General features: G+C 72.3%; 21 protein-coding genes and 1 tRNA gene. 13 read left to right on the top strand and 9 right to left on the bottom strand.

Annotated features, from left to right (window positions below; translation table 11 throughout):
• Window positions 1-95: 95 nt before the first annotated feature.
• From ACFQ6N_RS26605 to ACFQ6N_RS26590, 4 genes are all read right to left on the bottom strand, one after another.
• A complete protein-coding gene (locus tag ACFQ6N_RS26605) occupies window positions 96-1,382 on the bottom strand; it encodes an LLM class flavin-dependent oxidoreductase (RefSeq protein WP_380653903.1) in 1,287 nt (428 codons plus the stop codon).
• Window positions 1,379-2,440, bottom strand: coding sequence for an LLM class flavin-dependent oxidoreductase (locus ACFQ6N_RS26600; RefSeq protein WP_380653900.1), 1,062 nt, complete (start codon window positions 2,438-2,440; stop codon window positions 1,379-1,381). The genes ACFQ6N_RS26605 and ACFQ6N_RS26600 overlap by 4 nt, the downstream gene beginning before the upstream one ends.
• A gap of 464 nt (window positions 2,441-2,904) precedes the next feature.
• Window positions 2,905-4,176: a PTS transporter subunit EIIC gene (locus tag ACFQ6N_RS26595; RefSeq protein WP_380653897.1), complete on the bottom strand. Its 1,272-nt coding sequence runs from the start codon at window positions 4,174-4,176 to the stop codon at window positions 2,905-2,907.
• 821 nt (window positions 4,177-4,997) lie between these two features.
• Window positions 4,998-6,287, bottom strand: a complete 1,290-nt coding sequence (locus ACFQ6N_RS26590) for a PTS transporter subunit EIIC (protein ID WP_380653894.1) — start codon at window positions 6,285-6,287, stop codon at window positions 4,998-5,000.
• A gap of 407 nt (window positions 6,288-6,694) precedes the next feature.
• On the opposite strand from ACFQ6N_RS26590, the gene ACFQ6N_RS26585 reads away from it, so the two are divergent.
• The 4 genes from ACFQ6N_RS26585 to rdgB all read left to right on the top strand — a co-directional run bounded on the left by ACFQ6N_RS26585 (window position 6,695) and on the right by rdgB (window position 9,052).
• Window positions 6,695-6,928 carry a glucose PTS transporter subunit EIIB gene (locus tag ACFQ6N_RS26585; protein WP_030060521.1) on the top strand — a complete coding sequence of 78 codons (234 nt, stop codon included), beginning with the start codon at window positions 6,695-6,697 and terminating at the stop codon, window positions 6,926-6,928.
• 202 nt (window positions 6,929-7,130) lie between these two features.
• A complete protein-coding gene (gene rph / locus ACFQ6N_RS26580; RefSeq protein WP_188296696.1) occupies window positions 7,131-7,856 on the top strand; it encodes a ribonuclease PH in 726 nt (241 codons plus the stop codon).
• Window positions 7,857-8,026: 170 nt separating this feature from the next.
• Entirely contained in the window at window positions 8,027-8,416 is a 390-nt protein-coding gene (locus ACFQ6N_RS26575; protein WP_380653892.1) for a hypothetical protein, read from the top strand.
• A 30-nt stretch (window positions 8,417-8,446) separates the two neighbouring features.
• Complete coding sequence (gene rdgB, locus ACFQ6N_RS26570; RefSeq protein ID WP_380653889.1) at window positions 8,447-9,052, top strand: RdgB/HAM1 family non-canonical purine NTP pyrophosphatase; 606 nt, start codon at window positions 8,447-8,449, stop codon at window positions 9,050-9,052.
• Between the two features lie 63 nt (window positions 9,053-9,115).
• Here rdgB and ACFQ6N_RS26565 read toward each other — a convergent pair.
• A tRNA-Leu gene (locus ACFQ6N_RS26565) sits at window positions 9,116-9,197 on the bottom strand.
• A 61-nt stretch (window positions 9,198-9,258) separates the two neighbouring features.
• Window positions 9,259-9,906 (bottom strand): HNH endonuclease signature motif containing protein, encoded by a 648-nt coding sequence (locus ACFQ6N_RS26560; RefSeq protein WP_380653886.1) that lies wholly within the window; start codon window positions 9,904-9,906, stop codon window positions 9,259-9,261.
• A gap of 381 nt (window positions 9,907-10,287) precedes the next feature.
• On the opposite strand from ACFQ6N_RS26560, the gene ACFQ6N_RS26555 reads away from it, so the two are divergent.
• Window positions 10,288-12,624, top strand: a complete 2,337-nt coding sequence (locus tag ACFQ6N_RS26555) for a chitinase C-terminal domain-containing protein (protein WP_380653914.1) — start codon at window positions 10,288-10,290, stop codon at window positions 12,622-12,624.
• Window positions 12,625-12,733: 109 nt separating this feature from the next.
• Here ACFQ6N_RS26555 and bcp read toward each other — a convergent pair whose 3' ends face one another.
• Window positions 12,734-13,207: a thioredoxin-dependent thiol peroxidase gene (bcp, locus tag ACFQ6N_RS26550; RefSeq protein WP_350521819.1), complete on the bottom strand. Its 474-nt coding sequence runs from the start codon at window positions 13,205-13,207 to the stop codon at window positions 12,734-12,736.
• Between the two features lie 182 nt (window positions 13,208-13,389).
• Between bcp and ACFQ6N_RS26545 the strand changes: the two genes are divergently transcribed.
• Window positions 13,390-13,731 (top strand): DUF3618 domain-containing protein, encoded by a 342-nt coding sequence (locus ACFQ6N_RS26545; protein ID WP_380653883.1) that lies wholly within the window; start codon window positions 13,390-13,392, stop codon window positions 13,729-13,731.
• A gap of 183 nt (window positions 13,732-13,914) precedes the next feature.
• Window positions 13,915-14,217 carry a co-chaperone GroES gene (locus ACFQ6N_RS26540; RefSeq protein WP_079136310.1) on the top strand — a complete coding sequence of 101 codons (303 nt, stop codon included), beginning with the start codon at window positions 13,915-13,917 and terminating at the stop codon, window positions 14,215-14,217.
• A gap of 66 nt (window positions 14,218-14,283) precedes the next feature.
• Here the strand turns inward: ACFQ6N_RS26540 and ACFQ6N_RS26535 are convergent, their stop codons facing one another.
• On the bottom strand, window positions 14,284-15,003 hold the full coding sequence (locus ACFQ6N_RS26535; protein ID WP_380653880.1) for an SDR family oxidoreductase: 720 nt from the start codon (window positions 15,001-15,003) through the stop codon (window positions 14,284-14,286).
• 157 nt (window positions 15,004-15,160) lie between these two features.
• On the opposite strand from ACFQ6N_RS26535, the gene ACFQ6N_RS26530 reads away from it, so the two are divergent.
• The gene (locus ACFQ6N_RS26530; protein WP_380653877.1) at window positions 15,161-16,138 is read left to right on the top strand and encodes a LysR family transcriptional regulator; all 978 of its coding nucleotides are present in this window, start codon (window positions 15,161-15,163) and stop codon (window positions 16,136-16,138) included.
• A complete protein-coding gene (locus tag ACFQ6N_RS26525) occupies window positions 16,135-17,316 on the top strand; it encodes a winged helix DNA-binding domain-containing protein (RefSeq protein WP_380653874.1) in 1,182 nt (393 codons plus the stop codon). The genes ACFQ6N_RS26530 and ACFQ6N_RS26525 overlap by 4 nt, the downstream gene beginning before the upstream one ends.
• A gap of 22 nt (window positions 17,317-17,338) precedes the next feature.
• Here ACFQ6N_RS26525 and ACFQ6N_RS26520 read toward each other — a convergent pair whose 3' ends face one another.
• The gene (locus ACFQ6N_RS26520) at window positions 17,339-19,675 is read right to left on the bottom strand and encodes a transglycosylase domain-containing protein (RefSeq protein ID WP_380653872.1); all 2,337 of its coding nucleotides are present in this window, start codon (window positions 19,673-19,675) and stop codon (window positions 17,339-17,341) included.
• Window positions 19,676-20,049: 374 nt separating this feature from the next.
• Between ACFQ6N_RS26520 and ACFQ6N_RS26515 the strand changes: the two genes are divergently transcribed.
• The 4 genes from ACFQ6N_RS26515 to ACFQ6N_RS26500 all read left to right on the top strand — a co-directional run bounded on the left by ACFQ6N_RS26515 (window position 20,050) and on the right by ACFQ6N_RS26500 (window position 24,378).
• Window positions 20,050-20,949 (top strand): ABC transporter permease, encoded by a 900-nt coding sequence (locus ACFQ6N_RS26515; RefSeq protein ID WP_380653869.1) that lies wholly within the window; start codon window positions 20,050-20,052, stop codon window positions 20,947-20,949.
• Window positions 20,942-21,832, top strand: coding sequence for an ABC transporter permease (locus tag ACFQ6N_RS26510; RefSeq protein WP_380653867.1), 891 nt, complete (start codon window positions 20,942-20,944; stop codon window positions 21,830-21,832). The genes ACFQ6N_RS26515 and ACFQ6N_RS26510 overlap by 8 nt, the downstream gene beginning before the upstream one ends.
• A gap of 114 nt (window positions 21,833-21,946) precedes the next feature.
• Complete coding sequence (locus tag ACFQ6N_RS26505) at window positions 21,947-22,906, top strand: ATP-binding cassette domain-containing protein (protein ID WP_380653864.1); 960 nt, start codon at window positions 21,947-21,949, stop codon at window positions 22,904-22,906.
• Between the two features lie 245 nt (window positions 22,907-23,151).
• Entirely contained in the window at window positions 23,152-24,378 is a 1,227-nt protein-coding gene (locus ACFQ6N_RS26500; RefSeq protein WP_380653862.1) for a glycosyltransferase family 2 protein, read from the top strand.

The raw sequence follows: 24,378 nt of genomic DNA, 5'->3' as shown, positions 1-24,378 counted from the left end.
TGGTGGGCTCGTTTTTGTTTAAAAGCCCCCGCCCGGGGGGCTCGACGTTCGGGCCCTTCTACAACCCCCCGCAGGGGGGGGTTTGAAGACGGGCCCTAGCGCCGCCCGGGGACGGGCAGTCCGAGGTGGTCCCGCAGGGTCGGGCCGGTGTAATCGGTGCGGAACACCCCGCGTTCCTGGAGCAGCGGCACCACCCGGTCGACGAACTCGTCCAGCCCGCCCGGGGTGAGGTGCGGGATGAGGATGAAGCCGTCGGCCGCGTCGTTCTGCACGAAGTGGTCGATCTGTGCGGCGACGGTGGCGGGGGAGCCGACGAAGGACTGCCGGCCGGTCACCTCGATCACCAGTTCGCGGCTGGTCAGCCGCTTCTCGGCGGCGATCGCCCGCCACCGTTCGGCGACGGCCAGGGGGTCGCCGAACCGCACCCGGCCCTGGACCAGGGCGCTGTCCGGGTCGGGGTCGATGACGGGCAGCGGCCCGTCCGGGTCGTGGTCGGAGAGGTCGACGCCCCAGACCTGCTCCAGGAAGGCGATCGTGGTCTGCGGCCCGACCTGGGCCCGGCGGACCTCGGCGGCGCGTTCGGCCGCGTCGGCGTCGGTGTCGCCCAGGACGAAGGTGGCCCCGGGCATGATCTTCAGCTCGTCCGGCTTGCGCCCGTACGCGGCGAGCCGGCGCTTGACGTCCGCGTGGAAGGCCTGGCCGGCGGCGAGCGCGGAGTGCACGGTGAAGATCACGTCGGCCGTGGCGGCGGCGAACTCCCGGCCCTCGTCGGAGTCCCCGGCCTGGATCACCACCGGGTGGCCCTGCGGGGGGCGCGGCAGCGAGAGCCGGCCCTCGGCCTCGAACTGCGGGCCGCGGTGGCGTACGCCCTCCGGCCCGGCGTCCCAGAACTCCCGGGCCAGTTGCACGGATTCGGCGGCCCGGGTGTAGCGGTCGGCGCGGTCGAGGTAGCCGCCGCGGCGGAAGTTCTCCCCGGTGAAGGGGTCGGAGGAGGTGACCACGTTCCAGGCCGCGCGGCCGCCGGAGAGGTGGTCCAGCGAGGCGAAGCGGCGGGCCAGTTCGTACGGCTCGTTGAAGGTCGCGTTGACGGTGGCGGCCAGTCCGATCCGCTCGGTGACGGCGGCCAGCGCGTTCAGCACGGTGATCGACTCGGGGCGGCCGACCACGTCCAGGTCGTGGATGCGGCCGTTGTACTCGCGCAGCCGCAGGCCCTCGGCGAGGAAGAAGTAGTCGAACTTCCCGCGTTCGGCGGTCTGCGCGAGCCGGCGGAAGGACTCGAACTCGATGTGGCTGCCGGAGGCCGGGTCGCTCCACACCGTGGTGTTGTTGACGCCGGGGAAGTGCACGGCGAGGTGGATCTGCTTGAGCGGGCGGTCCGTCATCGGGTCACCTCGGCGAGGGCGGGGGAAGCGGGGGAGGCGGCGGGGACGGCGGCGGTCGTGGCGTAGCGGTTGGCCGGGCGGGCCAGGCCGAGGTGCTCGCGCAGGGTGCGGCCGGTGTACTCGGTGCGCAGCAGTCCGGCGGCGCGCAGGGCCGGGGCGATCCGGCCGGCCAGGGCGGCCAGGTCGCGCTCCGGGTCGGCGGGGACGAGGTGGAAGCCGTCGACGCCGGTGCCGGTCGCGGTGAGTTCGGCGAGCAGGCGCTCCTCGGCGGCGCGGTCGGGCAGGGCGGAGAGGCCGGTGCCGAGCCGGGCCAGGATCCGCAGGCTCTCGCCGGCGCGCAGCCGCAGTTCGGTGGCGGCGGCCAGCCGGGCGGCCCGGTCGGGGGCGTCGAGCAGGACGATGTCGGCGTGCCGGATCGCGGCGGCGACCCGGGCGCGTCCGCCGGGGGAGGCGTCGGGCGCGAGGTCGGCCGCGGCCACCGGCAGGGCGACCACCGGCCGGCCCTGCGGTGGGCGCGGGGTGATGGACGGGCCGCGGACCGAGAAGTACCGGCCCTCGAAGTCGATGTAGTGCAGCTTGTCGCGGTCGATGAACCGCCCGGTGGCGGTGTCGCGGATCTCCGCGTCGTCCTCCCAGCTGTCCCAGAGCCGGGCGGCGACCTCGACGGCGTCGGCGGCCTCGGCCCACAGTTCGTCCTCGGCGGCGACCGGGCGGCGGCCGAAGGCCCTCGCCTCGGCCTCGGTCGCGGAGACGCCGACCAGCCAGCCGGCCCGGCCCTCGCTCACCCAGTCCAGGGTGTTGACGGAGATGGAGGTGTGGAACGGTTCGGTGTGGGTGGTGGTGACGGTCGGCACCAGCCCGACGCGGCCGGTCAGCGGGGCGATCCGGGCGAGGGTGGCGAGCGCGTCGGGGCGGCTCGGCTCGGGGGTGAAGGAGTCGTCCAGGGTGACGAAGTCCAGGGTGGCCCGCTCGGCGAGGCGGGCGAGGCCGGTGTAGTGCCCGGCGTCGAGTCGGCCGGGGCTGTCGAGGGCGGCGGACAGGTGGAGCTGGCGGGGCATGGCGAGCCTGACTTTCCTCGTGCGGACGCGTGCGCGCACCGGCCGGACCGTACGGCGGCACGGTGCGCGGCAGCGGCGTACGGACGCCTACGGATGCGCGGTGACGGCCCGTGGGCGGAACCCGGACGGGCGGGAGGGGAGGAGGACCGGCACCGGGCGGGACGTCAGCCGGGCGGCGGCGGGGGAACGGTCAGCTCAGCCGCGACACGCCGCGGACCACACGCGACCGAAGTCGATGTGGCTGCGGGTGACCAGCGGGCACGAGGCGTTCACCGCTTCAGTTGACCAGGGCTTCCGTCGGTTCGTCAACCGTCGTTCCCATCCGGTGGGATCGATGGGCGGCGGGGCGGGCCGCGGGCAGCAGGCAAGAGGCGGCGGGCCCCGGGTACGCGGAAGGCCCCGCCCGGCCGCTGGGGGAGCAGCGGTGGGGCGGGGCCTTCCGGACGGGGGGAGTGGCGCGGGCGTCAGGCCTTGGTGACGTCCTCGATCTCGTCGTCGTCCTCGCGACCGGGGGTCTTGAGGTTGAACTTGGTGATCGCGAAGCGGAAGAGGAAGTAGTACAGCGCCGCGAAGACCAGGCCGATCGGGATGATCAGCCACGGCTTGGTGGCCAGGTTCCAGTTGAGCCCGTAGTCGATCAGACCGGCCGAGAAGCCGAAGCCGTCGTGGACGCCCAGGCCCCAGGTGACGGCCATCGAGAGGCCGGTCAGCACCGCGTGGATCAGGTAGAGCACCGGCGCGATGAACATGAACGAGAACTCGATCGGCTCGGTGACACCGGTCACGAAGCTGGTCAGCGCGACGGAGATCATCATGCCCATGACGGCCTTGCGGCGCTCGGGGCGGGCGGCGTGGGCGATCGCGATGGCGGCGGCCGGGAGGCCGAACATCATGATCGGGAAGAAGCCCGACATGAACTGGCCGGCGGTCGGGTCGTTGTGGAAGAAGCGCGGGATGTCGCCGGTCCAGGTGTGGCCGGAGGCGTCGGTGAAGCTGCCGACCTGCTGCTGGAAGAAGGTGTTCAGGAACTGGTGCATGCCGACCGGGATCAGCGCGCGGTTGGCGACACCGTAGATGCCGGAGCCGGTGGCGCCGAGACCGGTCAGCCAGTCGCTGGCGTTGGTCAGGCCGGTGCCGATCGGGCCCCAGAGCAGGCCCATGACGACGCCGAGCAGGGTGCCGACGAAGGCCATGATGATCGGCACGAGGCGGCGGCCGTTGAAGAAGCCGAGCCAGTCGACGAGCTTCTTGCGGTGGAACTTCTGCCAGATCACGGCGCTCAGCAGGCCGACCACGATGCCGCCGAAGACACCCGGGTCCTGCGGCTTGCCGGCGGGCAGGGCGTCGGTGACGGTGCCGGCCATCGGGAAGACGGTGAGCACCTGCTTGAAGACCAGGTAGCCGACCAGCGAGGCCAGCGCGGTCGAGCCGTCGGCCTTCTTGGCGAAGCCGATGGCGACACCGACGCAGAACAGCAGCGCGAGGTTCTTGAAGACGGCGTCACCGGCGGTGGCGAAGACCTCGGCGACCTTCCCCCAGCCGAGCCCGTCCTTGCCGAAGACGTCGGGCTGGCCGAGCCGGAGCAGGATGCCGGCGGCCGGGAGGACGGCGACCGGCAGCTGGAGGCTCCGGCCGATCTTCTGCAGGCCCTGGAGGACGTTCTGGCCGAACTTCTTGGCGGGGCTTGGTGAGGCCGGAGCCGTGGCGGGCGCCGGTGCCTGCGCAGACTGACTCATGGGGGTGGGTTCCTAACGGCATGGCGGTCGGTCGGGGGAAGGCACAGGGGGCCGAACCGCGAACTGGTCTACACCACGTGTGGTGTAGACCAGTTTTGTAGCACGGGTGGACAAGGGGGGGAACCCTGGAAAGGGCCGTCACGCGGAAGCGCTATGAAATCGAAACCTACTTCCGGAACGACGATCATGATTAGTGCCGGGATTGGGATTTTGGCTATTTGCGCAACAAAATAACGACCCGTGGCGGACCCGGCCCGGGGCGGCCGGGAGTGCGCGAACGGGCGGCGGGTCCGGAAGGTTCACCGGCGGGGCCGGGCGGGTGGCGCGGGCCGCCGGTGCGGGCCGCGCGCCGGGCGTGGGCGGGATGCGGCCCGAGCGCGGGTCGGGGTGCGGGGTCGGGGTGAGGGCGGGGCCGGCGCGGTGCGACCGGAGTGCGGCTGGGCTGCCCGTGACGGTGGCGAAGCTCACGACCGGGGGGTGGACGCCGTTCCGTGGCGTTCGCCTATCGGGCAATCCGTGGCTTTCCGGCCGTCGGTCCCCGGCCGGAGGGCCCGCCCCCGGAACGGTGGCGGTGCGTCGCCGAGCGGTGCCGGGGCGTGCCCGCCCGCCCGCGGGGCGCCTCGTCGGGGTCCTCGCCCTGGTCCTCGGGGCCTGTCACCGTGCCGTCGGCGGTGCCGGGGCGGGTGCGCGGGCGGCGAGTCGGGGAAGGGCGCCGGAATTGAGAGGGAGGGCGGGTACCAAGTCCTTTCCGGAAATGCCGAAGGCCCCCGGACCGACGGGTCCGAGGGCCATTGCGGAGCGGAATTCGGTGATGTCCGGGGTCAGGCCTTGGTGACGTCCTCGACTTCGTTCTCGTCCTCCCGCCCCGGTGTTTTCAGGTCGAATTTGACGATGATGAACCGGAAGAGCGCGTAGTAGACGGCGGCGAAGACCAGGCCGATCGGGATGATCAGCCACGGTTTGGTGGCCAGCCCCCAGTTGATCACGTAGTCGATCAGGCCGGCCGAGAAGCTGAACCCGTCGTGCACCCCGAGCCCCCAGGTCACCGCCATCGAGGCGCCGGTCAGCAGCGCGTGCACGGCGTACAGGGCCGGGGCGATGTAGGCGAAGGAGTACTCGATCGGTTCGGTGACACCGGTGACGAAGGAGGTCAGGCCGAGCGAGAGCATCAGGCCGTAGATCTCCTTGCGCCGGTGCGGCTTGGCGGAGTGCGCGATTGCGAGCGCGGCGGCCGGCAGCGCGAACATCATGATCGGGAAGAAGCCGGAGAGGAACTGGCCGGCCGTCGGGTCGCCCGCCAGGAAACGCGGGATGTCGCCGTGCACGATCGTGCCGTCGGTCTTGGTGAACTCGCCGAACTGGAACCAGACGAAGGTGTTCAGCAACTGGTGCATGCCGATCAGCAGCAGTGCCCGGTTGAACAGGCCGAAGATGCCGGCGCCGCCCGCGCCGAGATCGGCCAGGTTCTGCGAGAAGTCGTTGAGGCCCCGGCCGATCGGCGGCCAGACCCAGAGGGCGAGGACGGCGGTCACCATGCCGACCAGCGCGGTGATCATCGGCACCAGGCGGCGGCCGTTGAAGAAGCCCAGCCAGTCGACCAGCCTGGTGCGGTGGAACCGCACCCACAGCCAGGCCGTCATCAGGCCGATCAGGATGCCGCCGAGCACCCCGGGGTTCTGGTACGTCGCGTTGGCGGCCTTCGCCGAGGTGTAGTCCACGCACTGGTCGCTGACCAGGATCGTCGGCGCTTTGCAGCTCTCCGGGAAGGCGTGCAGGACCTTGTAGTAGACGAGGAAGCCGACCACGGCGGCCAGTGCCGTCGAGCCGTCCGCCTTCTTCGCCATGCCGATCGACACGCCGATGCAGAACAGCAGCGGCAGGCCGAAGGAGGAGTCGAGCAGTGCGCCGCCCGCCGAGGCGAAGACCTTGGCGACGTTGTTCCAGCCCAGGCCGTCCTTGCCGAACACGTCCGGCTGGCCGAGCCGGTTGAGGATGCCCGCCGCCGGGAGCACCGCCACCGGCAGCTGGAGTGAACGGCCCATCTTCTGGAGGCCGCCGTAGAAGGTGTGCCACCACGTCGTCTGCGGGGCTGTGGCGCCTGCCGAACTCATCCTTGGCCTCTCCGCGAGCAGTTGCCGGCCGGTGGCCCCTTGCGGGACCCTCGGGCGGACCCAGGAACACCCGGGGGTGCTTTCTGCGTTCATCGGAGTACACATATATTGGTGTAGACCACTTTGGTACGCAGGCCGCACTCCGGGACGCTGGCCCCGCTGATCGCCATCCTCGGGCGGCGGGCGGGAGCCTGCCCGCCGGGATGGGCCGAAAGTGGACTAACGTGGCAAACCGGACCGTCACGGGTGATGCTGGTCGCGCTGCTCGGCAGCACGACCGCAGCTGAACCCGCGTCAGCCACCGGCACGGACCTCACCGCCCCCCGGTCGAGGGACGACCCCCACAGCACAGCGCAGGACGGCACCCGGCAGAGCGGCCGGCGGGCCGAGACAGAGGGAGAAATCAGATGGCCAGCAAGGCTGAGAAGATCGTCGCCGGTCTGGGCGGCATCGACAACATCGAAGAGGTCGAGGGCTGCATCACCCGCCTGCGCACCGAGGTCAAGGACGCCTCCCTGGTCGACGAGGCCGCCCTCAAGGCCGCCGGCGCCCACGGCGTCGTCAAGATGGGCACCGCGATCCAGGTCGTCATCGGCACCGACGCCGACCCGATCGCCGCCGACATCGAGGACATGATGTGACCTGAGCCACCAGGCTCACCCGCCCCGGCCCGCCGACCCGCTCAGGGGGACGGCGGGCCGCGGCGTACCCGGCGCCCGACCGCGGCACACCGGCCCGCTGCGACGGCCGCCACGACGGCCGCCGCAACCGCCGCCACGACGGCCGCCGCACCGGGCCGAGCCGGATCGGAACCGCCGTCCGCAGCCACTACGCTCGGTGCCTATGTCACGCATCGACGGCCGCACCCCCGAACAGCTCCGCCCGATCACCATCGAACGGGGCTGGAGCAAGCACGCCGAAGGCTCCGTCCTCATCTCCTACGGCGACACCAAGGTGCTGTGCACCGCCAGCGTCACCGAGGGCGTCCCCCGCTGGCGCAAGGGCAGCGGCGAAGGCTGGGTCACCGCCGAGTACTCCATGCTCCCGCGCGCCACCAACACCCGCGGCGACCGCGAGGCCGTCAAGGGCCGCATCGGCGGCCGCACCCACGAGATCAGCCGGCTCATCGGCCGCTCGCTGCGCGCCGTCGTGGACCACCGCGCCCTCGCCGAGAACACCATCGTCCTCGACTGCGACGTCCTCCAGGCCGACGGCGGCACCCGCACCGCCGCCATCACCGGCGCCTACGTCGCCCTCGTCGACGCCGTCGCCTGGGCCCGCGACAAGAAGCTCCTGCGCGCCAAGGGCCAGCCCATCACCGGCGGCGTCAGCGCCGTCAGCGTCGGCATCATCGACGGCGCCCCGATGCTCGACCTCCGGTACGAGGAGGACGTGCGCGCCGAGACCGACATGAACATCGTCTGCACCGCCGACGGCCGCTTCGTCGAGGTCCAGGGCACCGCCGAGGGCGCGCCCTTCGACCGCGACCTGCTGAACCGGCTGCTCGACCTCGGCAGCCTCGGCTGCGCCGAGCTCGACGAGATCCAGCGCAAGGCCCTCGAAGGCTGAACCGGCGCGGGCCCCGCGGCCGTGGCTCAGGACGGACGCCCCGCGCCCCGGCCTGCTGTACAGGCCGGGCCCGGAGACCGTACGGTTCCCGCAGCACTCCCGCTGCGGGAACCGCGCACCCCCCGGCGCGCGTCCCACACCACGGAACCCGCGCCCCACAGGAGGACCGGATGCCGTCGAGCATCGCCCGCCCCACCGCCCTCGCCGTGGCCGGACTGATCGCGATCCTCCCGCTCAGCATGGTGAGTTGCTCCGCCGCGCAGAAGGCGATCGACTGCGGCAACACCGCCGTGAAGATCACCGGCGACATCGCCGACGTCACCAAGGCCTACGACAACGCCAGCAACGACTCGGCGGCGGCCGGCAAGGCCCTGCAGAAGCTCAAGAGCGACCTCGACCAGGTCGGGAAGAACTCCAAGAACACCGACGTCGCCAAGGCCGTGACCGACCTCCAGAAGCAGGTCGACAACGTGCAGGGCGCCGTCGAGAAGAAGGAGGTCCCCGACCTCAAGCCGCTCGGCAACGCGGCCGGCAACCTCACCTCGGCCTGCACGGGCTGACCGGACCGGACTCTGGATAGGGTGGGCGATATGTCCACCCGTCTGATCCTCGCCACCCGCAACCAGCACAAGGTCGCCGAGCTCCGCGCGATCCTCACCGACGCCGGTCTGGACGTCGAACTCGTCGGCGCCGACGCCTACCCCGAGATCCCGGACGTCCCCGAGACCGGCATCACCTTCGCCGAGAACGCCCTGCTCAAGGCGCACGCCCTGGCCCGCGCCACCGGCCTGCCCGCCGTCGCCGACGACTCCGGCCTGTGCGTCGACGTCCTCAACGGCGCGCCCGGCATCCTCTCCGCCCGCTGGTCCGGCAAGCACGGCGACGACCGCGCCAACCTCGACCTGCTGCTCGCCCAGCTGTCCGACATCGCCGAGCCGCACCGCGGCGCCCACTTCTTCTGCGCCGCCGCCCTCGCCCTGCCCGACGGCACCGAGCGCGTCGTCGAGGGCCGCCTCCTCGGCACCCTGCGCACCGCCCCGGCCGGCGACGGCGGCTTCGGCTACGACCCGATCCTCCAGCCCCTCGGCGAGACCCGCACCTGCGCCGAACTCACCCCGGACGAGAAGAACGCGATCAGCCACCGCGGCCAGGCCTTCCGCGCCCTCGCCCCGGTCGTCAAGGCCCTCACCGCCTGAGAAGGGCGAAGGCCCCGACCGAGGTTCATTCGGTCGGGGCCTTCGATTTGAAGGTTTTCTATGTGCGGCCGAAGGGATTCGAACCCTCAAGCCCTCACGGGCCAACGGACCTAAACCGTCTGCGTCACCACTGCGCCACGGCCGCTTGTCCTGCTGGCCAACATGTTACTGGGATCTCAGAACGGTCGACACCTCAGTTTCGGTAGTCACCGGATGGCGCGATCGCCCTTCTTCCTTCGGCAGTAGGTCGGAGTGACGGCGTGGCAGTTCGGGCAGAGCAGCCGCAGGTTGTCCGGCCGGTTGTCCGACCAGTCGCCGTTGATGTGGTCGACCTCCAGGGTCATCGGGCGTCCGCGCCACTCGGGGCCGGTGCCGCACTCCTCGCACAGTTCCGGTCGGCCGAGTTCGGCCAAGGCGCTGCGGATCCGTGAACCGGGGATCCGCTTGGCTTCCGTAGGGCGTCGGACGAGAAGCTGCTCCGCTGGGATTCTGGTGGGGAGCCGCTTGCCGCGGGCGTGGGCCTGTCCGGTGAAGTGCGAAGTATCTATGCCGAGCGCCTTGATGCGGCGCCCGATGTGGGCCTGGGTGCCGCCGGCCTGGCGCTTGTGGAGGTAGCGTACGACCCCGGCCACGCTGTGACACGCCGACACGGCTTCCTGGAGGATCTCCCGGGTGTAGACGCTCCCGGTCGGGCGGAAGTGCGAGGTGTCGATCCCGTACTCGGTGAGCTTGCGGCGCAGGTACTTGCGCCGGTCGCGATTCGGCTCCCGGCCGAGTGCGGTCAGCATCTCGTCGAGCGAGCCGGCAGCGGCAGCGACGCTCAGGAGCAGTTCGTCGGTGTACTCGATTGCCATGATTGTTCCCCCTTCGGGCAGTTGTGTGCCCGTCCCCCTGGTATGCGAACGATCGGGTGGGGGTTTGGTTACGGGTGGTGGGGTTTCGGCCAGGGGTCTGACTGGTTGTCGGGGGGTTCCGACCTGTGATGTTTGGCTTTTGATTACCAATTGGTACAGACCTATTGACCTATGTGGTTCAGACCACATAGCTTCTGCGCCAATTGCAATCCCCCACGTGCGTGCTCCCCCACAGGCACGTGCCGACACTCTCTCCTGGAGGACCGAGTGTTGATCCGAAACACCGCGGAGCGGCGTCCCACCGCCGTTCGGCGACGCAGGAGTCCGGCGGCCAGGGCCGGTGTGGCCTCGCTGGCGGCGGCCTCGCTGGCCGGGCTGTTGATGGCGACGCTGGGTGCGGCGCCCTCGCAGGCGGCGGCGACCGTCGACAACGCGGCCTGTCGGCCCGACGGGCTGTACCAGACGCCCGGGGTGGACGTCCCGTACTGCTCCGTCTACGACACCGGCGGGCGCGAGAAGATGGGCGCGGACCACCAGCGCCGCATCATCGGCTACTTCACCGGCTGGCGCACCGGCAAGAACGGCGACCAGCCGTACCTGGTGAGCGACGTCCCCTGGGACAAGGTCACCCACCTGAACTACGCGTTCGGGCACGTCGGCGGCGACAACAAGCTGTCGGTCGGTACGGACGGCCCGACCAACGAGGCGACCGGGATCGACTTCCCGGGCGTTCCGGCGGCCCAGCTGGACCCGACGCTGCCGTACAAGGGCCACTTCAACCTGCTGACGAAGTTCAAGAAGCAGTACCCGAACGTCAAGACCATGATCTCGGTGGGCGGTTGGACCGAGACCGGCGGCTACTTCGGGGACGACGGCAAGCGCGTCAACACCGGCGGCTTCTACTCGATGACCGTCAACCCGGACGGCAGCGTCAACCAGGCGGGCATCGACACCTTCGCCGCCTCCTCGGTCGACTTCATCCGCAAGTACGGCTTCAACGGCGTCGACGTCGACTACGAGTACCCGACCTCGATGAAGGACGCCGGCAACCCGCTGGACTGGCAGCTCGCCAACTCCAAGCGCGGCTCGCTGGCCAAGGGCTACGCGGCGTTGATGAAGACGCTGCGGGAGAACCTGGACAAGGCCGGCGCCGCCGACGGCAAGCACTACCTGCTGTCGGTCGCGGCCCCGTCGTCGGGCTACCTGCTGCGCGGCATGGAGACCTTCCAGGTGGCGCAGTACCTGGACTACGTCAACATCATGTCGTACGACCTGCACGGCGCCTGGAACAAGTACGTCGGCCCGAACGCCTCGCTGTTCGACGACGGCAAGGACGGCGAGCTGGCGGCGGCCAACGTGTACGGCACCGCGCAGTACGGCGGCATCGGCTACCTGAACGCCGACTGGTCGTACCACTACTTCCGCGGCGCCATGCCGGGCGGCCGGATCAACGTCGGCCTGCCGTACTACACCCGCGGTTTCAAGAACGTCCAGGGCGGCACCAACGGGCTCTGGGGCACGGCCTCGGCGACCACCTGCCCGGTCGGCTCCGGTCTGACCGCCTGCGGTGACGGCGCGGTCGGCATCGACAACATCTGGAACGACAAGGACGACGCGGGCAAGGAGTCCCCGGCCGGGTCGAACCCGATGTGGCACGCGAAGAACCTGGAGAAGGGCATCCTGCCCGACTACCTGGCCAAGTACGGCGTGTCCGACACCGCGCTGCAGGGCACCTATGCCCGCAACTACAGCTCCGCCCTGGTGGCGCCGTGGCTGTGGAACGACGCCAAGAAGGTGTTCCTGTCCACCGAGGACGAGCAGTCGGTGGGCGCCAAGGCGGACTACATCGTCAACCAGGGCGCCGGCGGCGCGATGATCTGGGAGCTCGCGGGCGACTACAAGTGGGACGCCGCCGCGAACGGCGGCAAGGGCGAGTACGTGCCCGGTTCGACGCTGACCTCGCTGATGTACGACAAGTTCAAGTCGGCGACCCCGTACGGGGCGACCCGTTCGACGGTCGCGCTGCCGCAGCAGACCCTGCCGGTCGACGTGTCGTTCACCAACTTCGCGCTGGGCGACTCGAACTACCCGATCAACCCGAAGCTGCACATCGTCAACAACTCGACGCTGACCCTGCCGGGCGGCACCGAGTTCCAGTTCGACTACAGCAACTCGGCTCCGGGCAACGCCAAGGACCAGTCCGGCTTCGGCCTCCAGGTCATCAAGCAGGACAACCCGGGCCCGGGCAACGTGGGCGGTCTGAAGGGCACCTACAACCGGGTGTCGGTCAAGCTGCCCGGCTGGCAGTCGCTGGCGCCGGGCGCGTCGGTGGACATGGACTTCGTCTACTACCTGCCGGTGTCCACGCCGTCGAACTGGACGGTCAACGTGGCCGGCACGCTGTACGGGATCAAGGGCGACCTGACCCGGGGCACGACGGACGGCGGCACGACGCCTCCGACCACTCCGCCGACCACGCCCCCGACCACGCCTCCGACGACCCCGCCGACGACGCCTCCCACCACGCCGCCGACCACCCCGCCCACCACGCCGGCCGGATGCGCGGGTGCGCCGGGCTGGGACGCCGGCACCACCTACGCGAGCCCCACCAAGGTCTCGTGGAAGGGCCACTACTACCAGAACAAGTGGTGGACCAAGGGCGACGACCCCACGGCCAGCGGCTCGTGGGGAGTCTGGAACGACCTCGGGGCCTGCTGATCCGATAGCGGTCCGTTGAGGTGAGGAACGGCGGTGGCGGCGCACCCGGTCGGGGGGTGTGCCGCCACCGCTTCGTCGTTCCTGGGAGTGCGGGGAGGAGCCGGCCGGCTCAGGCCTCGATCTTGAGGTCGCGCAGCAGCTTGGCGACGTGGCCGGTGGCCTTGACGTTGTAGAGCGCGCGCTCGACCTTGCCCTGCTCGTCGACGATGACGGTGGAGCGGATCACGCCCTGGTAGGTGCGGCCGTAGTTCTGCTTCTCGCCGTAGGCGCCGTACGCCTCCAGGACCTTGTTGTCCGGGTCGGAGAGCAGGGTGACCTTGAGGTTCTCGGTCTCGCGGAACTTCCCGAGCTTCTCCGGCTGGTCCGGCGAGATGCCGATGACGTCGTAGCCGGCGCCCGCGAAGACCTCCAGGTTGTCGGTGAAGTCGCAGGCCTGCTTGGTGCACCCCGGGGTGAGCGCCTTGGGGTAGAAGTAGACGACGACCTTGCGGCCCGCGTGGTCGGCGAGGGAGACCTGGTTGCCGTCGGCGTCGGACAGGCTGAAGGCGGGCGCGGTGTCGCCGGGCTGGAGACGCTCAGTCATGGGTGGACTCTCCTGGTGCGTGCTGCTGTGACGGGCGGTCGTACCACGGCAAACTTACCTCCGATGGTGGGTGGGGCCGCGCGGCCGTGCGTGGCAGCTGACACACTGGGGCAGTCGCGCGGATCGTACGGATCGCACTGAACGACGCAGAAGAACATCGGCAAGTGAATGGGGTGGCCCGAGTGGGCGAGGCGAGCACACAGGACAAGTCGGCGCGGACGACCGCCCAGATCGAGGCGGACATCGAGAACGCGCGCGGCCGGCTGGCGGCGACCCTGGACGAGCTGGCCGTACGCGTCCACCCGAGCACGATCTCCGCCCAGGTCAAGGCCAAGGCGGTGGCCTCCGTCGAGGAGAAGGCCGGCCGGGCGTACGTGGCCGCCAGCGGCCTGGTCGACAAGGTCAGGGCGCAGTTCGTGGACGAGAAGGGGCAGCCGCGCCGGGAGCGGATCGTCCCGGCCGCGCTGGTCGGCGTGGGCCTGGTGCTGCTGGTCGCCTCCTCCCGCAAGCGCCGCAAGGACTGACCCGAGGGACGGGACGGGGCCGGGCGCGGTGTGCGTCCGGCCCCGCGCATTGCCGGGCCAGCGTCACGCTCCGCGCCCGGGGGCGGTACCTTCGGGACCGTGAGTACGAACGACGAGACCCACTCGGACCATCCGCACGACCTGGTCCGGCACGACCGCCTGGGCGAGAAGCTGCCGATCCGGATGCTGCACGACCGCGTGCTGGTGCGGATCGAGGGCAGTGAGGGCGAGCGCCGCTCGACCGGCGGCATCCTGATCCCGGCGACGGCGGAGCTGTCCAAGCGCTGCACCTGGGCCGAGGCCGTCGCGGTGGGCCAGAGCGTGCGCTCGGTGGAGCCGGGCGACCGGGTGCTGTACGACCCGGAGGACAAGCTGGAGGTCGAGGTCAGGGGCGCGACCTACGTGCTGCTGCGCGAGCGCGACCTGCACGCGGTCGCCGCGACCCGCTTCGGCGACACGGAGGGCTCGACCGGGCTGTACCTGTGAGCGCCGTACCTGTGAGCGCCGTACCCGTGGGCCCCGGGACCGGCCCCCGGTGAGGGGTCGGCCCGGTCAGGCGATCAGGGTGCCGCCGTCCACGGTGACGACCGTGCCGGTGGCGAAGCGCTGCTCCATCAGGTAGGCGTAGGCCTCGGCGGCGTCCTCCGGGTCGCCGATCCGGCCGAGCGGGAGGCCGGCGGCGGTCGTGGCGTAGAGCTGTTCGCGGTCGGCGTCCGGCAGGCCGGACCAGAGCGGGGTGCGGACCATGCCGGCCCGGACGGCGTTGACCCGGATCGGGGCGAGTTCGACGGCCAGGGCCCGGACGAGGGACTCCGTCGCGCCGCAGATGCTCGCGGCGACGCTCCAGCCCGGCCCGGGGCGCAGGCCGGCGGTGCCCGAGGTGAGGGTGACGGAGCCGCCCGGGCGCAGTCGGGGCGCGGCGGCGCGGACGGCGTCGAGGGCGCCGAAGTAGCGCAGGGCGAAGAGGCGGCGGGCGGTGTCGAGGTCCAGCTCGTCGAGGGGGGTCAGGGCGAGCGGTTCGCCGGCGGTGAAGACCAGGTGGTCGATGGGGCCGAGGCGGTCGAAGAGGGCGGCGACCTGTGCACTGTCGGTGAGGTCGGCGACCTCGGCGGTGGTTCCGGCGGGCAGGGTGGCGAGGGCGCGTTCGGCGCTGCCGGTCCGGCTGGAGGCGACGACGACCCGGGCGCCGCGGCGGGCGGCGAGGTCGGCGGTGGCGAGGCCGATGCCGGAGGTGCCGCCGAGGACGACGACGCGCTGGTCGGTGAGGGGCATGGTGGTGCCTTTCGGGCTTCGGGGGCGGTGCGGGGAAGGTGGTTCGATCCTGCGTCGCGCGGGCGGGTGCGGTCCAAGACCTGTTCCGTCCGCTGTCATACCCTCGGGGTATCAGTGCAGGTGGGTTGCCGGAGGGCGGGCGATGGGCGGGCGGGCGATGGACGTCGATCTGCGGAAGCTGCGGTACTTCGTGGCGGTGGCGCGGCAGTTGCACTTCGGCCGGGCGGCGGCCGAGCTGCACATCGCGCAGCCGGTGCTGTCGCGGCAGATCCGGGCGCTGGAGGCGGAGTTCGGCGCGCAGCTGTTCCGGCGGGACCGGCGGTCGACGGAACTGACGTGTGCGGGGCGGCAGTTGTTGGAGGACGCGCCGCAGCTGCTGGCGGCGGCGGAGGCGTTGCGGCGCCGGGTGGGGCGGTCGGCGGACGACCGGGAGCGGTTCGTGGTGGGGTTCATGCCGGGGATCACGGTGACAGCCGTCGCGCGGGCGATGTGCGGGCGCCACCGGGGGCTGGCGGTGGAGGTGGTCCGGACGTCCTGGCGGGACCAGGCGCAGGTGGTGCTGGACGGCCGGGTGGACGTGTCCTTCGTTCGGCTGCCGGTGGACCAGCGGGGGCTGGCGCTGCGCCCGCTGTTCGCCGAGCCGCGGGTGGTGGCGTTGCCGGCCGGGCACCGGCTGGCGGGTGAACCGTCGGTGCGGATGGCCGAGTTGGGCGGGGAGCGGCTGCTGCAGGATCCGGACGCGGTCCCGGAGTGGCGGGATCTGGCGGTGCCGGCGGGGCGTCGGCTGGAGCGGGCCCGGCCGAGTGCGGACACCGTGGAGGAGAAGCTGGAGTACGTGGCGGCGCACGAGGGGATGGTGGTGCTGCCGTTGTCGGTGGCGGCGTTCTACACCCGTTCGGACGTGGTGCACGTGCCGATCTCCGACATCGCGCCCACCCGGGTCTGTCTGGCCTGGGCGGCGGGGCGGACCTCGCCGCTGCTCGCGGAGTTCGCGGACCTCGCGGCGGAGCTGGCGGCCGAGGGCGCGGCCGAGGGTACGGCCGAGGGTACGGCTGGGGGCGCGGGCCGGGACACGCCCGGGGGTGCGGGCGCCGGGTCGGATCTGTCGGTGGCGGGGGCTAGGGTCCGGGCATGACGAGGCGTGTGCCGGTGATCGGTGACGGAGAGCGGCGGGCCCGGCTGGGGCGGCGGCAGCTGTTGGTGCCTTCGGCGCGGGCGGCGCGGGTGGAGGACGTGGCCGACGCGGTGGTCGGGCTGCACGCGTCGGATCCGGCCACGGTGTACGTGTCGGCGTGCGCGCGGCTGGCCGGGCCGTCGGCGGGGGAGGTGGACCGGGCGCTGTACGAGGACGTCTCGCTGGTGAAGCTGCTGTCGATGCGGCGGACGCTCTTCGCGGTGACGGAGGGCTTCGCCCCGTACGTGGGCTCGGCGGCGGCGCGGGCGATCGCGGTGAAGGAGCGGGCGACGCTGCTGAAGCACCTGCGGGACCACGCCGAGGGCTGGAGCGAGCAGCGGCTGGCCGCCACGGAGCGCGAGGTGCTGGCCGCGCTGGCGCTGCGCGGGGAGGCGACGACCAAGGAACTCGGCGACGACGTACCGCAGTTGCGCGAGTCGATGCTGATGTCGGCGGGCAAGGCGTACGAGGCGAGGCAGAGCATCGGCAGCCGGCTGCTGCGGCTGCTGGCGTCGGACGGGCACGTGCGCCGCTGTCGTCCGCGCGGTTCGTGGCTGAGCAACAGCTACCCGTGGGCGCTGGTGCCGCAGTGGCCGGAGGTGCCGGTGCGGGAGGCGAAGGCGGAGGTGGTGCGGCGCTGGCTGGCCGCGTACGGTCCGGCGACGGTCGAGGACGTGAAGTGGTGGACGGGCTGGACGCTGGGGGACGTCCGCGCGGCACTGTCGGACGTCGGCGCGCTGGGCGTGGAGCTGGCGGGCGGCGCGGCCGGGCTGGTGCTGCCGGGTGACGAGGCGCCGGTGGCGGAGCCGGAGCCGTGGGCGGCGCTGCTGCCCGGGCTGGATCCGGCGGTGATGGGCTGGCGCGGGCGGGACTGGTACCTGCGGCCGGAGGACGTGCCGGCGCTGTTCGACCGGGCGGGCAATGCCGGGCCGACGGTGTGGTGGTGCGGCGAGGTGGTGGGCGGCTGGGCGCAGCGGGCCGACGGCGAGGTGGTGTGGCGGCTGTTCCGGGACGTCGGGGCGGAGGCCGGGCGGGCGGTCGCGGCGGAGGCGGAGCGGTTGGCGGGGTGGCTGGGGGAGGTGCGGGTGACGCCGCGGTTCCGGACGCCGCTGGAGCGGGAGCTGGTGGCGGCGCGGTAGTCCGGGCCCGCGGCTTCGGGACCTACGGCGTGGTGGTCGCGGCCGGCCGGGTGGCGGGCCCGCCGCTGGCGGTGGGCGGGTCGGTGGGCCGGGGCGGCCGGGTCTGGGTGGGTCGCGGGGTGGGGCTGGGCTGTTCCTGGCTGGACGTGGGCTGGGGGGCCTGCGGGCTGGGGGTGGTGGGCCCGGGGCCGGGGGCGGGTTCGCCGGTGGTGGGGGGTGTGCTGGGGGCGTGGGTGGGGGCTCCGCCGGGTGCGGGGTTGGTGGCGGTGTGGTCGCCGCCGGTGGTGGGGGTGGCGGTGGCGCTGGGGGAGGTGCTGCCGGTGGGGGTGGGCCAGGTGTCCGGGCCGGGGGTGTCGTGTCCGGTCTGCAGGTCGAACTGCTGGGTGGGGGTGCCGTCGAGGGCGGCGGTCATGTAGGCGGTCCAGATCTTGGTGGGGAAGGCGCCGCCGTTGATCCGGGTGAGTCCGGCGGTGCCGGCCAGCGGTTCCTTGGCGTGGGTCTTCGGGTTCTCGCGGAACAGGCCGACGGCGGTGGTGAGTTCGGGGGTGTAGCCGGCGAACCAGGCGGAGAGGTTGGAGTCGGTGGTGCCGGTCTTGCCGGCGGCGGGGCGGCCGAGGTCGAGGGCGGCGGCGCCGGTGCCGCGGGGGCTGACGACGTCGCGCAGGACATCGGTGACGGAGTCGGCGATGCCGCGGGCGACGGCGTCGGTGGGGGTGTGCTCGGGTGTCTTGGGGACGTCGACGGCGCCGCCGGGGTTGACGCGTTCGAGCTTGAGGACGGACCAGGGGGTGTGGGCCTGGCCGTGGTTGGCGAGGGTGGCGTAGGCGCCGGCCAGGTCGAGGGCGCTGGGGGTGGCGGTGCCGAGGGTCATCGAGGTGTTGGCCGGGTCCATGCCGCGGACGCTGTCGGGGATGCCGAGCTTGACGGCGGTGTCGCGGACGCGGGCGAGTCCGGCGTCCACGCCTTCCTGCGCGTACACGGAGTTGACGGACTTCACCATGGCGTAGCGCAGGGTGATGCTGCCGTAGTCGGTGTCGTCCTCGTTGGGCGGCGCGTACGGGGTGGGGCCGCCGGTGACGGGGCGTTCGCTGGTGCCGTCGTAGTGGGAGTCGACGGTGATCGGGCGGCCGTCGAGGGTGTGCTGGGCGATCAGTCCGGCGGCGAGGTCGATCGGTTTGAAGGTGGAGCCGATCTGGTTGTCCTGGCGCAGGGCGTCGTTGTAGGGCTGTTTGGCGTAGTCGGGGCCGCCGTAGACGGCGACGACGCGGCCGGTGGCGGGTTCGACGGAGGCGCCGGCGACGCGGACGTCGGTGTCGGTGGCGGGGCGGGACGCGGGGTCGAGCTCGTCGGTGAGTTCGGTCTGGACGGCTTTGGCGAAGGCGTCCTGGCGGGGCTTGTCGAAGGTGGTGGTGATGCGCCAGCCGCCGGCTTTGAGGGTGGCGGCGTCGATGGTGCCGGAGGAGATCAGGTAGTCGTCGGCGACGCCGACGAGGTATCCGGCCTGGCCGGAGAGGCCGGTGGCGGGCTGGGGGTCGATCGGTTCGGGGAAGGTGGCGGCGGTGCGGTCGGCGGTGGTGAGGAAGCCGAGCTGGACCATGCCGTCGAGGGCGTAGTTCCAGCGGGCGATGGCCTTCTCGCGGTTGGCGGGGGTGGCGGTGCGGACGTCGTAGAGGCTGGGGGCCTGGAGCAGGGAGGCGAGGTAGGCGCCCTGGCCGAGGTCGAGTTCGGAGACGTCGACGCCGTAGTAGGCGTGGGCGGCGCTCTGGATGCCGTAGGCGCCGCGGCCGAAGTAGCTGCTGTTGAGGTACCCGGCGAGGATGTCCTTCTTGTCGCGCTGCTGGTCGACCTTGAGGGCGATGAGGAGTTCGCGGCCCTTGCGCTCGATGGTCTGGTCCTGGGTCAGGTAGTAGTTCTTGACGTACTGCTGGGTGATGGTGGATCCGCCCTGCATGCCCTTGCCGAGGAGGGTGTTCCAGCCGGCCCGGACCATGCCCTTCAGGTCGATGCCGCGGTTCTGGTAGAAGCTGCGGTCCTCGGCGGAGACGACGGCCTGCTGGGTCTGGAGCGGGATCCGGTCGATGGTGACGTCGGTGCGGTTGACGGCGCCGGTGCGGGCGATCTCGGTGGTGCCGTCGGCGTAGAGGTAGATGTTGTTCTGGGCGACGGCGTGGGCGTTGGGGTCGGGCACGGGGACGATGACGTAGAGCACGGCGAAGCCGCCGACGGCGAGCAGGAGCAGCGCGGTGAGCGTGCCGAGGGTGACCCGCCAGGTGGGCAGGAGCCGGCGCCAGAACGGGAGGGCGCGGCGGGCCTCGCGGCGGGCGGCCCGTTTGGCCTGGCGGCGGGTGCTCAAGGTCATGGCGAGATTATGTGCTATTTGACGTCCGGTCAGGGGCGGATCGGGGTCTGACGTGCGGGGTGGTGTGCTTCGAGCGCTGTCGCGGGCGCCGGGGCGGGTGCCGGGGCCGGGGTGGTCCGGCCGGCGGGGTGGTCGGGTGTCCGGGTGGGGGCTGATCGGGCGTCCGGTGCGGTGGTGCGGACGGCTGTCGGAAAACCGGGTGCGGGCGGTGGGGGCCGGAGGTACGGTGAAAGATGCGAACTTCATAGCGCACCCACTTCGGCAGCTCCGCCCGCCAGGCCCGGCACCCCCGGGTCCGGCCGGTCGGAGCCGCTGGGGCGTGTGCGGACGCGTGCGGGTACCTCTCTGCCCGTATTTGTCGACAAGGAGACAATATGCCGAACGCTGCCCCCGTCGAAGCGCGACCCCCCGATCCCGGGGCGGTCCCCGCCGCCGACCCCGACACCGCCGCCACCGGCTCCCTGGGCGCCTCCCTCGGCCTGTACGCGGCCGTCGCCCGCGGCGCCTTCCGCCGCTACTCCACCTACCGGGCCGCCACCCTGGCCGGCACCTTCACCAACACCGTCTTCGGCGTCATCCTGGCCTCCTCCTTCCTCGCCCTCTGGCAGGCCCGCCCCAACCTCGGCGGCTACGACCAGAGCCAGGCCGTCACCTACATCTGGGTCAGCCAGGGCCTGCTGGTCACCGTCGCGGTCTGGGGCGGCGGCTTCCAGGACGACGTCCAGGACCGCTTCCGCAGCGGCGACATCGCCGTCGACCTCTACCGCCCGGTCGACTTCCAGGGCTGGTGGCTGGCCACCGACCTCGGCCGCGCCGCCTTCCACCTGCTGGTCCGCGGCACCGTGCCCCTGTTCCTGGGCGCCCTGGTGTTCCGCACCCGGATGCCCGAGCACCCGCTGACCTGGGCGTTCTTCCTGCTCTCCGTGCTGCTCGCGGTCGTCGTCAGCTTCGGCCTGCGCTTCCTGGTCTCGATCACCGGCTTCTGGCTGCACGACTCGGAGGGCGTGCGTTCGGTGGTGCTGGTGGTCTCGATGTTCTTCTCCGGGATGCTGCTGCCGATCGCCCTGTTCCCCGGCCCGCTCGGCGACCTCGCCGTGGTGCTGCCCTGGGCGGCCCTGATCAAGGTGCCGACGGACGTCTTCCTGGAGCGCGCGAGCGGCGGCGGGCTGCTCGCGGAGTTCGGCTTCCAGCTCGCCTGGGCGGCCGTGCTGCTCACCGCCGGGCGGGGCGCGCAGTGGCTCGCCACCCGCAAGGTGGTGGTGCAGGGTGGCTGAGCAGCTCACGGCCGACCACCGCGCCGGCGCCCGGTCCGCGGCCGGCGACCGGATCGCGCGCGAGCGCCTCGGCCCCCGCACCGCGTGGGCGGTCCGCTCCTGGTGGCTCTGCGCCCGGATGTGGATGCGCTCGATGATGTCCTACCGGGCCTCCTTCGCGCTGAACCTGCTGGCGGGCCTGGTCATCCACTTCCTCGACTTCGTCGTGCTGATGATCATGTTCCGGCACACCGACCGGCTGGGCGGCTGGACCCTGCCCGAGATCGCCTTCCTGTACGGCACCGCGACCCTCTCGCTCGGCGTCGCCAACATGCTGGTCGGCTCGGCCGACGGACTCGGCGTACGGATCGTCAACGGCACGCTGGACTCCATGCTGGTCCGGCCCGCGCCCGCGCTCTCCCAGCTGTGCGCCGAACGCTTCTCGCTGCTCCGGCTGGGCCGGCCGCTCCAGGCCGCGGCGGTGCTCGTCTGGTCGCTGGTGGTCCTGGACGTGCACTGGACCTGGGACCGGGTGCTGCTGGTGCCCGTCCTGCTGGTCTGCGGCAGCGTGATCTTCGGCGCGGTGTTCATCGGCGGCGCCACCGTCCAGTTCTGGTGGGGCGAGTCCAAGGAGATCCAGAACTCCTTCACCTACGGCGGCGCGACGCTGCTGCACTACCCGCCGACCGTCTTCGCCAAGGAGCTCGTCGCCGGGGTGGTCTTCGGCGTCCCGCTGGCCTTCGTCAACTGGCTGCCCGCGCTGCGCATCCTCGACCGGCCCGACCCGCTCGGCCTGCCCACCGCCTTCCAGTACGCCTCGCCGGTCGCCGCCGTGCTCTGCGCCGCGGCAGCCGGACTCGCCTGGCGCGCCGGACTGCGCGCCTACCGGGGCACCGGCAGCTGACTGGGGCCGCACCACCACCACCACCCCGCATCACGACCTCGCGACCTCACGCGACCTCGCGACCTCGCGCGACCTCTCGCGACCTCTCAGGACCTCTCACGGCAAGGAACGCCCATGGCACTGATCGAACTCGACGACGTCCACCGCACCTTCACCGTCCGGGCCCGGTCCGGCCGGTTCAGCCGCACCAAGCGCGAGGTGCGCGCGGTGGACGGGCTCAGCTTCACCGTCGCGGCCGGCGAGTGCGTCGGCTACATCGGCCCCAACGGCGCCGGCAAGTCCACCACCATCAAGATGCTCACCGGCATCCTCGTCCCCAGCTCCGGACGGCTGCGCGTCGCCGGGGTCGACCCGGCCCGTGAACGCGTCGCGCTGGCCCGCCGGATCGGCGTCGTCTTCGGCCAGCGCACCACCCTCTGGTGGGACCTCCCGCTGCGCGACTCCTTCGAGCTCGCCCGCCGGATCTATCGCGTCCCCGACCGGCGGCACCGCGAGAACCTCGACCGCTGCGTCGAACTGCTCGACCTCGGCGGCCTGTTGGACACCCCGGTCCGCCAGCTCTCGCTCGGCCAGCGGATGCGCGGCGACCTCGCGGCGGCGCTGCTGCACGACCCGCAGGTGCTCTACCTGGACGAGCCGACCATCGGCCTGGACGTGGTCAGCAAGGGCAGGGTGCGCGAGTTCCTGCGCGAGGTCAACCGCGACCGGGGCACCACGGTGCTGCTCACCACGCACGACCTGACCGACATCGAGCAGCTCTGCGGCCGGGTCATGGTGATCGACCACGGCCGGGTGGTGTACGACGGCGGGCTGGAGGGTCTGCACGCCACCGGGCGCAGCGAGCGGACCCTGGTGGTGGACCTCGCCGAGGCCCGGGCCCCGATCGAGGTGGCCGGGGCCCGGGTGGTCAAGGTCGAGGGGCCGCGCCAGTGGCTGGCCTTCCCGGCCCGGCAGAGCGCCGCGCCGATCGTGGCGGCGGTCGCGGAGCGGTACCCGCTGGTGGATCTCTCGGTGCGGGAGCCGGCCATCGAGGACGTGATCGCCCGGATGTACGCGGAGGTCGCGATCGGCTGAGCGCTCCGCTGTACGGGGAGGTGGGCCGGGAGGTGCGCGGCGCCGCGCGCCTCCCCGTACGGCGCCGCGTCGCGCCTCCCGGCCCGCCGTGCGTCCGTACGGCGGCCGGGCGGGTGTTCTGTTCCCCGTCGCCGGTGCGGGTGACGGGTCGGGCCCCGGTGCGGGTGACGGTCGTGACCTCGGGCGTTCGGGCCGAGTTGGCAGGTCGTCACCCATGGAGGACAGGACCGGAGGCCCGCCGCCCGATGACCGTACCCGACGTGACCGTGGTGGTCGCGGTCTACAACACCATGCCCTACCTCACCGCCTGCCTGGACTCGCTGGTCGGGCAGTCCCTGGCGCCGGGGCGGCTGGAGGTGGTGGCCGTGGACGACGGCTCCACGGACGGCGGCGGCGAACTGCTCGACGAGTACGCGGCCCGTCACCCCGGGCTGTTCCGGGTGGTGCACCAGCCCAACTCGGGCGGCCCGGCGGCCCCGACCAACCGGGGCCTGGCGCTGGCCCGGGGCCGCTACGTGCTGTTCCTCGGCGCGGACGACTGGCTCGGCGGGGAGGCCCTGGAGCGGCTGGTCGGGGCCGCCGACCGGTGGGGCTCGGACGTGGTGGTGCCCAAGCAGGTCGGGGTGAACGGGCGGCTGGTGCCGCAGGGGATCTTCCACGCCGACGCCGAGTCGGTGGGCTTCGCGGACTCGGCGCTGGCCTGGGCGCTGGCCGACACCAAGCTGTTCCGGCTCGACCTCATCCGGCGCCACGGGCTGCGCCGGAACGAGGAGTTGAAGGTCTTCTCGGACCAGCCGTTCACGCTGGAGGCCTGTCTGCGGGCGGCCCGGGTGTCCGTCCTCGCCGACTACGACTGCTACTTCCTGGTGCTGCGCGAGGACCGGGGCAATGTCACCGAGCGGGCCGGGGTGCTGGACCGGCTGCGCGGGATCGCCGCGCTCCAGCAGGTCGCCGCCGAACTCGCCGCGCCCGGGGACGACTTGGACGCCATCCGGGCGCGCAGCTTCGCCTGGGACGTGCCGCGCCTGCTGGAGGGCGGCTTCCTGCTGCTGGACTCCGGGCTGCAGGAGCGGGTGTGCGCCGAAGTCGCCCGGCTGGTCCGGCGGTTCGGTGCCCGCGAGGTGTACCACCGGCTGCCGGTCTCCGCCCGGGTGCGGCTCGAACTCGCCGCCGCCGCACGGCCGGAGGCGCTGCGGGACCAGATCCGGTACGAGGCCGCGCACGGCGATCCGCCGGCGGTCGTGGAGGGGCGGCGGCACTACGCGGCCTTCCCGGCGTTCCGGGACCCGGGGCTGGGGCTGCCGGACGGGCTGTTCCTGCTGCGCGAGGAGCCGGCGGCCGAGGCCGCCCCGCCGCCGACCCTCGTGCGGCAGCTGTGGCGCGGCATCGTCCCGGTGCAGGTGCGGCGCGGGCTGCGGCGCTCCCCGCTGTGGCGCCGGCTGGCCGACTCGGTGAACGGAGGACGGGGATGA

The sequence above is a fragment of the Kitasatospora sp. NPDC056446 genome (genome assembly GCF_042796115.1).
Lineage (GTDB): Bacteria > Actinomycetota > Actinomycetes > Streptomycetales > Streptomycetaceae > Kitasatospora.
The sequence above is the reverse complement of the archived record's forward strand: the minus strand, read 5'-3'. Positions and strand labels throughout refer to the sequence as shown.